At 68.4% G+C, this 13,739-nt stretch carries 13 protein-coding genes; 7 read left to right on the top strand and 6 right to left on the bottom strand.

Annotation, left to right across the window (positions count from 1 at the left end; translation table 11 throughout):
- Positions 1–134 precede the first annotated feature (134 nt).
- Positions 135–1,556 (top strand): alkaline phosphatase PhoX, encoded by a 1,422-nt coding sequence (locus AC0QSG_RS14040; RefSeq protein WP_475375858.1) that lies wholly within the window; start codon positions 135–137, stop codon positions 1,554–1,556.
- A gap of 68 nt (positions 1,557–1,624) precedes the next feature.
- Here AC0QSG_RS14040 and AC0QSG_RS14035 read toward each other — a convergent pair whose 3' ends face one another.
- Positions 1,625–2,317, bottom strand: coding sequence for a LysR substrate-binding domain-containing protein (locus tag AC0QSG_RS14035; protein WP_475375857.1), 693 nt, complete (start codon positions 2,315–2,317; stop codon positions 1,625–1,627).
- 200 nt (positions 2,318–2,517) lie between these two features.
- On the opposite strand from AC0QSG_RS14035, the gene AC0QSG_RS14030 reads away from it, so the two are divergent.
- Positions 2,518–4,638 carry an HNH endonuclease signature motif containing protein gene (locus AC0QSG_RS14030; protein WP_475375856.1) on the top strand — a complete coding sequence of 707 codons (2,121 nt, stop codon included), beginning with the start codon at positions 2,518–2,520 and terminating at the stop codon, positions 4,636–4,638.
- A gap of 68 nt (positions 4,639–4,706) precedes the next feature.
- Here AC0QSG_RS14030 and AC0QSG_RS14025 read toward each other — a convergent pair whose 3' ends face one another.
- Positions 4,707–5,978 carry an alanine racemase gene (locus tag AC0QSG_RS14025; protein ID WP_475375855.1) on the bottom strand — a complete coding sequence of 424 codons (1,272 nt, stop codon included), beginning with the start codon at positions 5,976–5,978 and terminating at the stop codon, positions 4,707–4,709.
- A 76-nt stretch (positions 5,979–6,054) separates the two neighbouring features.
- Positions 6,055–6,258 (bottom strand): hypothetical protein, encoded by a 204-nt coding sequence (locus AC0QSG_RS14020; RefSeq protein ID WP_475375854.1) that lies wholly within the window; start codon positions 6,256–6,258, stop codon positions 6,055–6,057.
- A 214-nt stretch (positions 6,259–6,472) separates the two neighbouring features.
- Here AC0QSG_RS14020 and AC0QSG_RS14015 point away from each other — a divergent pair, with 214 nt between their 5' ends.
- From AC0QSG_RS14015 to AC0QSG_RS13995, 5 genes are all read left to right on the top strand, one after another.
- Positions 6,473–6,850, top strand: a complete 378-nt coding sequence (locus AC0QSG_RS14015; protein ID WP_435728285.1) for a YidH family protein — start codon at positions 6,473–6,475, stop codon at positions 6,848–6,850.
- Positions 6,850–7,203, top strand: a complete 354-nt coding sequence (locus tag AC0QSG_RS14010) for a DUF202 domain-containing protein (protein WP_435728284.1) — start codon at positions 6,850–6,852, stop codon at positions 7,201–7,203. The genes AC0QSG_RS14015 and AC0QSG_RS14010 overlap by 1 nt, the downstream gene beginning before the upstream one ends.
- Before the next feature lie 205 nt (positions 7,204–7,408).
- Positions 7,409–8,722, top strand: a complete 1,314-nt coding sequence (locus AC0QSG_RS14005; protein WP_475375853.1) for a choice-of-anchor B family protein — start codon at positions 7,409–7,411, stop codon at positions 8,720–8,722.
- Between the two features lie 236 nt (positions 8,723–8,958).
- The gene (locus AC0QSG_RS14000; RefSeq protein ID WP_475375852.1) at positions 8,959–10,860 is read left to right on the top strand and encodes an FAD-binding monooxygenase; all 1,902 of its coding nucleotides are present in this window, start codon (positions 8,959–8,961) and stop codon (positions 10,858–10,860) included.
- A gap of 83 nt (positions 10,861–10,943) precedes the next feature.
- Positions 10,944–11,777: a hypothetical protein gene (locus AC0QSG_RS13995; RefSeq protein ID WP_475375851.1), complete on the top strand. Its 834-nt coding sequence runs from the start codon at positions 10,944–10,946 to the stop codon at positions 11,775–11,777.
- 44 nt (positions 11,778–11,821) lie between these two features.
- Here the strand turns inward: AC0QSG_RS13995 and AC0QSG_RS13990 are convergent, their stop codons facing one another.
- The 3 genes from AC0QSG_RS13990 to AC0QSG_RS13980 form a co-directional block, all read right to left on the bottom strand.
- The gene (locus AC0QSG_RS13990; protein WP_475375850.1) at positions 11,822–12,445 is read right to left on the bottom strand and encodes an HNH endonuclease family protein; all 624 of its coding nucleotides are present in this window, start codon (positions 12,443–12,445) and stop codon (positions 11,822–11,824) included.
- A 143-nt stretch (positions 12,446–12,588) separates the two neighbouring features.
- Positions 12,589–12,933 carry an MBL fold metallo-hydrolase gene (locus AC0QSG_RS13985; protein WP_475375849.1) on the bottom strand — a complete coding sequence of 115 codons (345 nt, stop codon included), beginning with the start codon at positions 12,931–12,933 and terminating at the stop codon, positions 12,589–12,591.
- Between the two features lie 93 nt (positions 12,934–13,026).
- Positions 13,027–13,635, bottom strand: coding sequence for a DNA alkylation repair protein (locus AC0QSG_RS13980; protein WP_475377318.1), 609 nt, complete (start codon positions 13,633–13,635; stop codon positions 13,027–13,029).
- Between the last annotated feature and the right edge of the window lie 104 nt (positions 13,636–13,739).

The raw sequence follows: 13,739 nt of genomic DNA, 5'->3' as shown, positions 1-13,739 counted from the left end.
TTCGCTGCCGGCCCTCAAATCCAATTCACCGGCGGTTAATCCGCGGCACGTCGGGACGCCTCCCCCGCTCCACGTGCGTCTGGAAGGTTTGGTTCAACCGCCTGATCGAACCTTCACTCACCGGGAGCCACACCATGAATCCATCCGTTTCACGCCGTGCCTTCCTCGGCGGCTCAACCGCCACCGGCCTGGGCTACGTCTTCGCCGGCGCCGGAAGCCTCGACGCGTTCTCCCGCCCCGCCGCGGCCGCCACCACCCGCACCGCCACCGGCTACGACGCACTGGTCGCCGACCCGCAGGGCATCCTGGCGCTGCCCGAGGGCTTCTCCTACAAGCTCATCGCGCGCTCGGGCCAGACCCCGACGGCCGACGGCGTCCACCCCTCCGACCCGGACGGCATGGGCGTCTTCGCCGGTCCCGACGGCGGCTCCGTCCTGGTAACGAACCACGAGAACAGCGGCCGCGAGCCCTTCCCGGTTCCTGTCGTGGAGGGCATCACCTACGATTCCGGGGCGATCGGCGGCACCTCCACCATCACGGTGGACAGTGCCGGAAACCGGACCGGCGAGTACACCAGCCTGGCGGGCACCGACAACAACTGTGCCGGCGGCATCACGCCGTGGGGCACGTGGCTGACCTGCGAGGAGACCGAAAGCCGCGCCGGCCAGGGAGTGCGCACCAAGGACCACGGCTACGTGTTCGAGGTCGATCCCACCAGCCGGGAAGCCAACCTCGGCAAGAGCCCCGTGCCGCTGAAGTTCATGGGCCGCTACTCCCACGAGGCCGTCGCCGTGAACCCCGCCACGAGCGTCGTCTACCTCACCGAGGACGCCGGCAACCCCAACGGCCTGTACTTCCGCTGGGTGCCGCCGGCGGGATTCGTCCCGGGCAAGGACGCCCTGCGCGAGCTCGCGCTCTCCCCCGGCGGCGACACCGCCGGAAAGCTGGAGGCCATGAACTGCTTCCTGGGCGGCAGGCACGTGGCCGACCTTTCGGAGGCCACGACCGTGGGCACCCGCCTCAAGGTCGAATGGGTCGACGTCCCGGACCGCGACGCCGCCACCGTGTCCGTGCGCCGCCAGTTCGGCAACGACCGGATCACGCGCTCGCGGAAGCTCGAGGGCCAGTGGTGGGGCGACGGCGGCGTCTTCTTCGTCTCCAGCTTCGCCCGCCTCGGCGACGGCAGCGCCAACGAACACGACGGCCAGGTCTGGTTCTACGACCCGGCCACCGAATCCATCACCCTCAAGACCATCTTCGGGGTCAACCGCGATCCCGACGCGGACAACGGCAACTTCGACGGCCCGGACAACATCACCGTCTCCACCCACGGCGGCCTGATCCTCGCCGAGGACGGCGACGGCGTATCCCACCTGGTCGGCGTGACCTCCCAGGGCAAGGCCTACCCGCTGGCGCGCAACGACTTCAACGACAGCGAGTTCTGCGGCCCGGCCTTCAGCGCCGACGGCGAAACCCTCTTCGTGAACATCCAGTCCCCCGGCTTCACCCTTGCTGTCACGGGACCCTGGGGCCGCGCCAGCAACGCCGCCGTCTAACGAAGCTCCAACACCAGGACGACGACGGCGCCGACACCCGGAACTGGGGTGCCGGCGCCGCCGTCGTCCTAGGCGTCAGGCGCCGCGCGCTGCATCGGCGCCACGCTCTCACCCAGTTCCGACGTCGCGAAGTCGCGCAGCGCACGCACTTTGGCGTTCCCGAGCGATCCGAGCGGAAAGACCAGCTGGACCGAGTTCTCCGGCAGGGCATCTGCGATGCGCTTGTAGACCAGCTTGTGCCCGTCGTACGTCAGATCCCCGCTGGGCCGGCCCATGATGACCGTGTAGCCCAGGCCGCGGCCGACAACGGACCGTATGGTCTCCACGCTACGTAGGCGCCAACGCACGTTCGGTGTGAAGCCCGCGGCCCGCATCATTGCCGTGATGAGCTCCGGCGCGGGCTTGAGCCCCAGCAGGACGGCGGGTTCGTCGCCAAGCTCCGCAAAGTGGACCACGTCCCGCGCGGCCAGGCGATGGTCGGCCGGGAGCACCATCTGCAGCCTGACCGCGGCGACCTGCGCGCACTCCAAATCCGTCTCCACATGCAGCTGGTACATGAACGCCGCGTCCAACTCGCCGCCCTGCAACCGCCGTTGCAGCTCGTCCGACGACGCCTCCACCACCAGCACCTCCACCCGGGGATGGCGTTCGGCGAAGTAGTCGAGTACCGGCGGCAACAGCCACGGCGAGAGGGTGTCGAAGCAGCCGATCGTCAAAGTTCCCACCAGTTCGCCGCGGATCGCCCCGGCCGAGGACTCCAACTCCCGCGCCGAGGAGAGCACCTGCCGCGGCGGGCCCGCGGCGCTGGGTCGCCATGGCCAAGGGCATCCGACCGCTTTGGCGGGGCGTTGGCGACGCACACCAACCCTCCCCAGGGAGCCAGCCTCGCGCGAGCACGGGTAGTTGTCCCCAATATCTGGATCCCCGCCAAATTGTCGGTATCAAGTTCTAGAGTTTATACATGGACGCGAACGAAGATTCGATCAGGGTTGGCGGGTGGATCCTCACCCCCGACCCCGACGCGCGCACCAGGAACGCGGGAACCAAGTTCGAGCAGGCCGAGCAACTCCGCCGGTTCGCCGAGGCCCGCACGCATGAGGCAGTGATCCGGCTGCATGACGATGCCCAGCGGAAGGCGCCCCCACGTCTGGACATCTTGGACGCCAATCCCGGCATGTCCATCTCCGCCCGGACCGGGAACCTCGTGACCAATGTGGGATATCAGGCCGCGATCGGGCATATTGCCGTTGTCCAGTCGGTCTCCGCCGCCACCGCGGAGCGGCTCCTCGATCGGGCGGAAACCCTTGCCACGGACCTCCCCGAAGTACTCGAGGCCCTCGCGGCCGGTTCCATCGGCGGGTCACATGTGGACGCCATCGCCGATCAGGCACTCCGCATCACCCCGCGGGCCATTCCGGCACCCGATGCGTCCGATCAGGCCGCCGTCGAGACCTGGGTGCGCGCCGCCTCCGCCGAAGAACGTGCCGCCAAAGCAAGCCGCAACGAACTCGGGCGCAAGCTCCTGACGTATGCCGACGGACGGAACCCAGCTTCCATACGCGCCAAGGGAAAATACCTGCTGGAGCAGTACGATCCGGAATCGTTCTCCAAGCGCTCGAAGAAGGCCCTCGAGGGGCGGTTCTTCCGCATCGAACCCGGCGGCGACGGCCTGGCCTATCTGACCGTCGCGCTGGAAGCGGCGAAGGCGGAGGCTATCTACGATCGCGTGCACAACCAGGCTCAAGTCCTCAAGAAGAACGCCCGGGAACTGGCCGGCGGTGCGGCCGAAGACGGCGACGACCCGACCGAAGTCCGCACCATGGATCAGTTGCGCACCGATGTCTTCAGTGACCACATGCTCGCCGGCCCCGACGGCTCTGGGCTTGAGAACGTCCAACCACATGTCACCATCACCGTTCCGGCAACCCTCCTGCCCGGTCTCCGCGCCGACAACCAGAATGCTGGCAACGAAAATGACGACAACCAGCCTGCCGATCGAAATGCTGGCGGTATGCCTTCCAGCCGACAGCGTACAGGCGGTCTCGGCAGCGTTCCGCTCCCTCCAGGAGCCGCTGTGCCCACCGCGCAACGGCTCGGCGCGATCGACGAGGAATCCGCCGCGATGCTGCTGGCCCAGGCCCCCTCATGGTGGCGGATCCTGACGGATCCGTTCGACGGCGCCATCATTGATTGGGCGCACGAGCGCTACCGTCCCACGCCAGCCCAACGCCGAGCGCTGACCCACCGCGACCATACCTGCCGCACGCCGGGCTGCAACCGGCCCGCAGTCTGGTGCGAACCGGACCACACCGTCGAATGGCAGCACGGCGGGACCACAGATCTGAATAACCTTGCCTTGCTATGCAAGCGATGTCACCGCCTTAAATCCCTCGGCATTCTCACCATGGAGCAACTCCCGAACGGGACCCTGCTGGTCTCCACGCTCTGGGACACCACCCGGAAGTCCACACCCGAGGCGGCATGGGCAACTCCCATGGGCGCTGTCGAGTATCTGGCGAAAGCCGCCGAAGCCGACGTTGAAGGTTCTTCCGGAGGGAAGGACGCCTCGCCTGCCGGGGACGAAGCCGATCTCGGGGAAGACTCGTGGGATCCTTGGGACGGCCCCGCCCCGCAGCCCGATCCGGAAACCATCGAGCGCTCGAACGCCGAGCTGATCGCGTGGGCCGCGAAGAACCTCGAGTGGCCGGTCGCCGACCCCAATGAGGACCTTGCGGCACTGCGCCGGCGCGACCAGGCCGAACGGACCCGGGAGTACCTCGACGCCCAACGGCAGGTGGACATCGATTCCTACGAATCGCTTGGTGGCGACGACTATCCGTGGCTTATGGCCGAGCTGTACATGAGTGACCACACCCCGGAGCAGGATCCCACGAAGCCCCGCCGCAGCACCACACGCCACGTGAACCCTTCCCGACCCCGCATCCGGGCCATGCGGAAACGCCAGCCGGTATTGTCGGCGGGCGGCGGAACCCCTCGGGCATCCACACACCGCGCGACCGCACGCCGCGTGAACGCCGAAGGCGTGGCGCCTCCCCCGGACGACGACCCGCCGCCCTTCTGAATCGGCCCACCACCCTTGGGGTACGGCCCATCGGCAGACGGACCTCCACGCGGGATCTAACGCCGAGCCTAGAAGTACGTCTGGACCAGTTCCACGACGTCCTCCGAACCGAACTCGGCCACGACCGGGATGATCCGCCACTTGTCGAAGGTGGTGCAGGGGTGGGATAGGCCGAGCCAGACCAGCGTCCCGACCTCCAACTGGTCGTCCTCCGCCCCGCGGACGAAGGCGTGCTGGTCCGCCAGTTGTGTGGTCCTGTGCGCGAGCGTCGCGGGGCCGGACCCCGCGCGTGCCAGCGGAACGGGCAGGTCCTCGTCGTAGGGGAAGTCGCGCTTGCCGCCGTCGAGCAGCGAGAGCCCGGGTTCGGGATGGGAGATGACGCGCGCAAGGCCCCGCGCGGCCGGCCTCAGCGCGTCCGCGGGTCCGGCGACGGCCGCGTCCAGCGGCGAGACGGACTGGTAGAAGCCCTCGTCGTGCGTGATGTACGCGCCGGACCGGAGAACCCACCGGGTGTTCCGCGCCGCGGCCATCGCCGGCGCCAGGATCTCGGCGACGACGTCGAAGAACGCGCTCCCTCCGATCGTCACCAGCATCTCCGCGTCCCCGAACCTGCCGGCGAGCGCATCGTGGAACTCGACGACGGATTCCAGGTAGCGCCGCACGCGCGAGACGCCCTCCGCCGACCGATCGTGCGCCAGGGTGCCCTCGTAGGCGGCGATGCCGGTCAGCCGCAGATGGCTGGAGCGCTCGATCCGGTCAGCGATGGCAACCGCCTCGGCGACCGTGCGGACGCCGGTGCGCCCGTTGTCCGCCCAGCCAAGGTCCACGCACACGTTCAGCGGACGGTGCGTCGCGGCGGCGGCGAGGGCCCGGTCCATGGCCTCCACACCGGCCACCGAATCCGCCCAACAATGGAACTCGAAATCCGGATCCGCCAGCTCGCCCGCGATATAGCGCAGCGCATCCGGGGAGACGAGTTCGTTGGCCAGCATGATCGAACCGAACCCGAAGCCGCGCGCGGCCCGCACCTGCCCCATGGTCGCCAGGGTGATCCCCGTGGCGCCGGCCTCCAACTGCCGGCGCCAGAGCAGCGGCGCCATCGTCGTCTTTCCGTGGGGCATGAGCTCGAAGCCATGCCCGGCGCACCAGTCCGCCAGGACGGACACGTTGTGCCTGAGTCGGGAGTCGTCCAGCACCACCAGCGGCGTCCAGAACTCGGACAGCTTCGGTCCGGTGGCCAGGAACTCGCCCACCGTCAGGCCGACGGCCCGCTGCGGCAGCCCCTTGTCCTCGGGGCGGATGCGGGCGTTCTTCGGTTCGTCGAGGGACGGCAACAACATGGACGGATTCCTCACCATTGGGCGCACGGGCGTCTGCTCATCGGTTTTTGCGGAATCTACCGCCCCACGTGTCCTTTTACAACGGGGCGCCGTCCTGGCGCCGCACGGCGTAGTCACCCTCGTTGACCAGCCGGCGGTTGCCGCCCGCATCCAGGACCCAGAGCACGCCCATGGCTCGGTCGACCTGCTGCACGGTCCCGACCACGGTCGGCACCGAGTACCCGCTGGCGATGACGGTGTCCCCCACGTCCAGCGCGGTGAAGCCTGTTTCTGTTTCCATCGGACGGTCCCCTCTTCGATTGTGGTCCGCCGGACCGCCCGGAGGCGCCGGCGGAACCGGTGTCCCCAGTCTTCAGGAACCCCCACCGTCCCGACGTGTGGACGGCGTTAACTCCACGTGAATTCCAGCACGCCGCACGGGTGGCATCGCGCCGCGGGTAGCATCGATTCGGGTGCCGCGAACAGGGCGCCCGGCACCGAGAGGCGGGAACCCGATGGCGGAGAACAGCGAACGCGGCTGGCTGGCGGGCCGGTTGCTGCCGGGAGGAGCCGAGCCGGACCCGCGCTTCACCCTCGCGAACGAGCGCACCTTCCTCGCCTGGATCAGGACCTCGCTGGCGTTCCTCGCCGGCGGCATCGCGCTGGAGGCGTTCGCGGCCGAACTGTTCGCCGCCCCCCTGCGCCAGGGACTCTCGATCGGGATCATCTGCATCGGCATGCTGATCAGCCTGGGCGCGGCCTTCCGCTGGCTCCGCGTCGAGGCGAGCATGCGCCACGGCCGCCCGCTCCCCCTCCCGCTGATCGTACCGTTGCTGGGGATCGGCGGGGCGCTGGCGGCCGGCGTCGTCGTCGTGCTGGTGGCTCTGGACTGATGGCGCGGCCCGCACGACGCCGGCGCCCGTCCCCGCGGCCCCGCCTCCACGACGACCCCGGGCTCCAACCCGAGCGCACGGTCATGGCGTGGGGCCGGACCATGATGGCGCTGTTCGTCGCCAGCGCGGTGTTCATCCGCTGGCTGCCCTACTACGGGTGGTGGATGGTGGCCCTGATCGCCGTCTCCGGCGCCACCGCGCTGGGCATCTACCTCACCCAGCGGCGCCGCTACGACGCGCAGTCGCGCGGCATCGCCGCGGGCCGAATCCGGGCCGACGCCGGTGCCGCCGCCTGGACGACGGCGGCGGTTCTGGTGCTGGGCGCGTTGGGCATCGCCGTCGTCGCGCTGTAATTTATGCACGTTCCGTCGCGGCGCTGATCTTTTCGCGCATTTGTGTGACTGACTTCACAAAAAATGATAAATGTCGGTAGGCTCACGACATCCAATTCACCCGACGGGCCGCACCCTGCGCAGCTACCCACCGCAGTCGATGGCCGGTCACCCCCTGTGGAGGTACAACATGGTTCGCAAGACTCGCCTAATAGGAGCCGCCGTGATGGCCGCGGCATTGGCCGTCGGCACCGGCGGCGCGGTGGCAACGGCGCACGACGACGGCAAGGGCAACGTGCACAGCCCGTCGATGGACGCCCAGGAGTTCGAGTTCGAGAACGTCGCCGCGGCCAAGGCCAACGAGAAGGGTTCCGCACCCGGCAGCTTCGCGCCCTGCATCAACGGCATGGCCGCCAAGACGTTCCCCTGCGACGGCGTGGACATGATGAGCCACCTCACCCGCGCGGACCTGGGCCTGAGCTTCGTCAACGACATCTGGGGCTGGACGGACGGCGAGACCGGCAAGGAATACGCGATCGTGGGCGGCGTCGAGGGCACCGCGTTCGTGGACATCACCGACCCGATGCGTCCGAAGGTCCGCGGCCTGCTCCCCACCCACTCCACGGCCGGCAACCAGGTGTGGCGGGACATGAAGGTGGCCAACAACCACGTCTACGTGGTCTCCGAACACAGCGACCACGGCCTGCAGGTCTTCGACCTGACGGAGTTGCGCGGGACGACCGGCGAGGACGCGGTCTTCGGCGAGACGGCGCACTACGCGGCATTCGGCTCAGCACACAACGTCAACATCAACGAGGACTCCGGCTTCGCCTACGTGATCGGCTCCGGGACCTGCGAGGGCGGCCTCCACATGGTTGACATCAACGACCCGGCCAACCCCGCCTTCGCGGGCTGCTACGACGAATCCGGCTACATCCACGACACCCAGTGCGTCATGTACGACGGTCCGGACGCCCGCTATACGGACCGCGAAATCTGCGTCAGCTCCAACGCCGAGCGCACCGCCGAGGGCCTGGAGAACACGGTCGCCATCTCCGACGTGACGGACAAGTCCAACCCCGTCACCCTCTCCCGCACGTTCTATCCGAACGACGGCTACAGCCACCAGGGCTGGCTCACCGAAGACCAGGGCTACTTCCTGCACGGCGACGAGCTGGACGAGGCCTACAACGGCATCAACACGTCCACCCGCATCTGGGACGTCCGCGACCTCGAAAACCCCGAGCTGATCGGCACCCACGACAACGGCACGGCGTCGATTGACCACAACCTCTACACCAAGGGGGACAAGGTCTTCGCGTCCAACTACACCTCCGGTTTGCGCGTCTTGGATTCCAGCAACGTAGCCGACGGCGAGCTGAGCGAAGTCGGCTACTTCGACGTCTACCCGGAGAACGACAACGCCACGTTCGAGGGCGGAAGCTGGAGCAACTACCCGTACTTCGACGACGTGGTCGCGGTCGGCAGCATGGAGCGTGGGCTGTTCATCCTCAAGCCGCGCGGCGATACGCGCCCGTAGCGCCGGCGCCCGCACCAGGCGGCTTCACAACAAGGCGGCTCCCCCGCCGGTCTCCTCCCGAGGAATCCGGCCGGGGCCCGCCCGTGCGCGAACGCCGGGGCCCGTCGCCACAACCACTTGTTACCTGGGTCATACGTGCCGTACCCTTTTATCAACACGCTGCTGTTCGATTATGGAATGTCGAGTTCTAATATAGAACACACGACGGCACAGACACAACGAAGTGAGGACCCACCGTGCAGTTCCACCACCACGGCTACGTATCCGGGGACCCGTTGGTCCAGCCGGCCGCCGGCGTCGGAATCGACCGCCCCGAGGAGCTCCCGGAGGAGGTCGACGTCCTGATCGTCGGCTCCGGCCCCGCGGGCATGCTCACCGCGGCCCAGCTCTCGCAGTTCCCCGGCATCACCACCCGCATCGTCGAGCGCCGCCCCGGACGCCTCGAGATCGGCCAGGCGGACGGCATCCAGGCCCGCAGCGTGGAGACGTTCCAGGCGTTCGGCTTCGCCGAGGCGATCGCGGCGGAGGCCTACCGGATCACCGAGATGGCGTTCTGGCGCCCGGACACGGAGCACCCGGAGAACATCATCCGCGGCGGCCGCGCCCTGGACGACACCACCGGCATCAGCGAGTTCCCGCACCTGATCGTCAACCAGGCGCGCGTGCTGGACTACTTCGCCGAGGTCGCCGCGAAATCCCCGACCCGCCTGACGCCGGACTACGGCCTGGAGTTCGTCGGCCTCGAGGTCGCCGACTCGGGCGAGTACCCCGTCACCGTCACGCTCGCCGAGACGTCCGGCCCGAACGCCGGGGCCGAGCGCACTGTCAAGGCCAAGTACGTCGTCGGCTGCGACGGCGCACGCAGCAAGGTCCGCTCGGCGATCGGGTGCACCATGGCCGGAGACCAGGCCAACCACGCGTGGGGCGTCATGGACGTCCTCGCCGAGACCGATTTCCCGGACATCCGCCTCAAGTGCGCCATCCAATCGCACGACGGCGGCTCCATCCTCCTCATCCCGCGCGAGGGCGGCTACCTGTTCCGCATGTACGTGGACCTCGGCGTCGTGCCCGAGGGCGACGCCGGCGCGGTCCGCAAGACCACCATCGAGCAGATCGCCGCGAAGGCGAACGCCATCATGCACCCCTACACGGTCGACGTGCGCAACGTCGCCTGGCACAGCGTGTACGAGGTCGGGCACCGCCTCACGGACCGGTTCGACGACGTCGTCGCCGCCGACCGCGGCACCCGCACCCCGCGCGTGTTCATCACGGGCGACGCCTGCCACACGCACTCCGCCAAGGCGGGCCAGGGCATGAACGTGTCCATGCAGGACGGGTTCAACATCGGCTGGAAGCTGGCCCACGTGCTGGAGGGCCGCAGCCCCGAGTCGCTGCTGGACACCTACTCGAACGAGCGCCAAGTGGTCGCCCAAAACCTGATCGACTTCGACAAGGAGTGGTCGACCCTCATGGCGAAGAAGCCGGAGGAGTTCGAGAACCCGTCGGACCTCGAGGACTTCTACGTGTCCACCGCCGAGTTCCCGGCCGGGTTCATGACCCAGTACACGCCGTCGATGCTGGTCGCCGAGCCGGTCCACCAGGACCTGGCGACGGGTTTCCCCCTCGGAAAGCGCTTCAAGTCCGCCCCGGTCGCGCGCGTCTGCGACACCAACCCGCTGCAGCTGGGCCACCAGGCGAAGGCGGACGGCCGCTGGCGCATCTACGTGTTCGCCGATCCCGCCGCGGCGGGCGCCCCCTCCCCCACCACGGACCTCGCCGAGTGGCTCGCCACCGCGCCGGAGTCGCCGTTGGCGGCCACACCGGCGGGCGCGGACCCGAACGCCTGGTTCGACGTCAAGGTCGTCTACCAGCAGGACCACACGGCGATCGATCTGGGCGCGGTCCCGCGGACGTTCAAGCCGCAGGTCGGCCCGTTCCGGCTCACGGACTACGAGAACGTCTTCGGCACCGTCCCGACGGAGGACATCTTCGAGCTGCGCGGACTGGACCGCGCCGGCGTCGTCGTGGTGGTCCGCCCGGACCAGTACGTGGCGAACGTCCTGCCGCTGACCGCGCCCGACGAGCTCGCGGGCTTCTTCGCGGGCCTGTCCACGGATCGCAAGCGCCAGGACGCCTGACCAAAGAGACAGCACGACGGCGGGGACGCGCCGTCGTCGTCCGGTTCTTCGTGGGACAGTGGCGGCCGATGGAGAATCGGAAGATGACCACCTCCTTGGACCGACGCCAGGCCCGCGACACGCTGCGCTACCTCCGGCTGATGCTCCTGATCATCCCGCTGCTGCTCGCCGTCGCGATCGTGATCTACGCGGCGTCAACCGGGACCATCGAGGATTCCATCAGCTCCTACTACCTCGGCCCGGCGCGGGACCTGTTCGTGGCGATGCTCGTCGCGACCGGCGTCCTCATGGTGGTCTACAAGGGATCCTCGCCGCTGGAGGACCACGCGCTGAACTTCGCCGGGTTCTACGCGATGTTCGTCGCGCTCGTTCCCACCAGGCTCGGCGAGACGCTCGACGCCCTCGCGCCCGCCGAGCGAACGGAGCTGGTCCGCTCCATCCAGATCGCCGTCGTCGCGGTCCTGGTGGTCGCCGCCGTCTTCGTGTGGATCGATCGGCGGACCACCGATTGGGCTCCGCGGATGCTCTTCCGAAACACCTGGTCGCGGATCCTGACGGTCGCCAGCTTCGCGCTGCTCGCGGGATTCCTGTTCCTGCTGGTCTGGCGCACGGCGGAGGGCGCGGACTTCGCGGGCGTGCACCTCGCGTCGACGCTGCTGATGATCACCAGCATGGGGCTCGCCATCGCCAGCCATGTCGGTCCGGGCCGCCTCAACGCGAGCGACACCAGCGGAGGGCACCGTCTACGCTACGCGTCGCTGCTGGTCCTGATGCTCGTGGGACTCGCGGCGTGGCCGGTCCTCCTCGGCGTCGGATTCCGGCAGGCGCTCTTCGTGGTCGAGTGGTTCGAGATCCTGGTCTTCTCGTGCTTCTGGTTCCTCGAAACCAAGAGAACGTGGCACGCCGAGGTGGCGTAGCGGCGCGGATGGCCCCGGGGGACGCCCCGACGCGCCTTCGAGTCCTAGCGCTTGGTGACGGTGAGCGTCGTCGCCGGACAGGAGTCCGCGTAGCGGATCAGTGCGGCACGCTCCGTCTTGTCCACCTTCAGGCCCCAGCGGATCTTCACCGCGACCCAGTCCGCCACGTACTTGCAGCGGTTCTTCGGCGGCATCCACTCCTCCGGCCCCTTGGCCTGTTTGGAGGAGTTCAGCGCGGAGGTCTGCGCGTTGAGCGCGCGGCCGTCGCCGAGGTCGTTGTAGAACGCGACGCGGCGGGCCTGCGTCCAGTTCCGCGCGCCGGAGCCCCACGCCTCGTGGACCGGAACGTGGTGGTCGATCTGCACGGTGGACGCGTAGTAGTGCGTGCGGTTGTCCCAGGTGGTCACCCACTTGCCCCTGCTCACGGTGCAGCCCCGGGAGCTGAATGTGGCGCGGACCTTCGACTCCTGGACCAGGACCTCGGCGCGGGTGTTCTGACAGTCCCGGTTCAGGTCCTTCCACGTGCCGAAGTAGCGGTCGCGGTCGTAGCCCGTGTTGCTTTCGGTGGCCACGGGCAGCGCCCGGGCGGCCGAGCGGAGCGAACCCTTGTAAACGGTGGCGGCCTCCGCCGGCACGGCGAACCCAGCCAGCACGAAAAGGGCAGCCATTACGGCAGCGAGTAGTTTCCCCCAACATCGAAAGTCCCCCAACTTGAGCATCCCCAAATGCACGATGTGTGCAGTCCCACAATACAGGCACGCGGCGGTGTGGATAACCCGCGCGACGACGGCGAACCGGCGCGTGTTCCCGCTCAAACGTGGGCGATGCTGATGACATCCAAATCGTCGGGAACCAGAAACTCGCCGTCGTAATGTTCACGGACGTCGTCCCAGGCGGAGCGGCGGTCTGTGCCGGGAACCAGGTGGTGCAGTGCGAGGCGCCGCACGCCGGCCTCGGACGCGATCCGCCCGGCGTCGGCGACCGACGTGTGGGACTTGCGGTGGTGGTCCAACGAGGCGCGGGACGTCTCGTCCGCCTGCGCGCCGTACAGCTCCTCCATGAACCCGAAGTCGATCGCCTCGTGCAGCAGGAGGCCGGCGCCGCGTGCCAGCCTGGCCATGTTCGGGGTGTAGGTCGTGTCACCCGAAATCGCCACGGAGCCGCCCTCGGTCTCGAACCGGAAACCGAACGCGGGGGCGATCGGCGGGTGCTGGACCAGAATGGCTGTGGCCGACGCAGCCGATTCCGGTCAGCCTTCCCGGCGCCGCACGATCTCGTTGATCCAGGCCGGCGCGAACGGGGACGTGCAGTTCGGCGGCGTCGGGTAGTCCCTGAGCACTTCGAGGCGTTCGCCGATGTCGAGCGCGCGGGCGCGGTGTTCGGGGTGTTCGATCCCGATGAACGCGAGCGTATGGTTCATGCCCCACTGCAGCCGTTCCGGGGCGTCTCTCATGTGCGCCTCGATGGTGTCCAGCAGACCGGGCAGGTCCAGCCCCTCGGGCTTCTTCGCCACGCGCTCGCTGGTCAGCGCCCAGCCGGCGCTCGCGACCACCGGGTCCGGGTCGTGCATCCAGGCCACGCGGAGCTCTTCGGCATGCGGGCCCTTCTTGACCACGTAGTTCACCAGCCAATCGTGCGCCTTGGGCGAGCCTGCCTCGCGCAGCATCGAGTCGAGCTCGCCGCGGGAGAAGGCCTTCGGCTTGCAGATCAGCAGCGCCAAGAGGCGAGCGGCGGTGTCTCCCGTGGCCCAGAGCTCGACGGCGAGTTCCTGCTGTTTCCTCAGCCGCTTAGCGATCTCGCGGAGCTTGGTCAGGTTCACCCCGTGGTCGTCGCCGTGCTTCTCGTTGACCGCCCGCATCCGCGGGTCATCGAGTTCGGCCAACTCGGCCGTCAGTTCCGCGACAGTCGTCCCTGAGATGGCGTCTCCTCTTTGTTATGGGCGTGGGACCAGCCTACGGCCGA

This window comes from Arthrobacter sp. LT660 (assembly GCF_056172845.1).
This window is presented reverse-complemented; position numbering and strand designations above follow the sequence as displayed.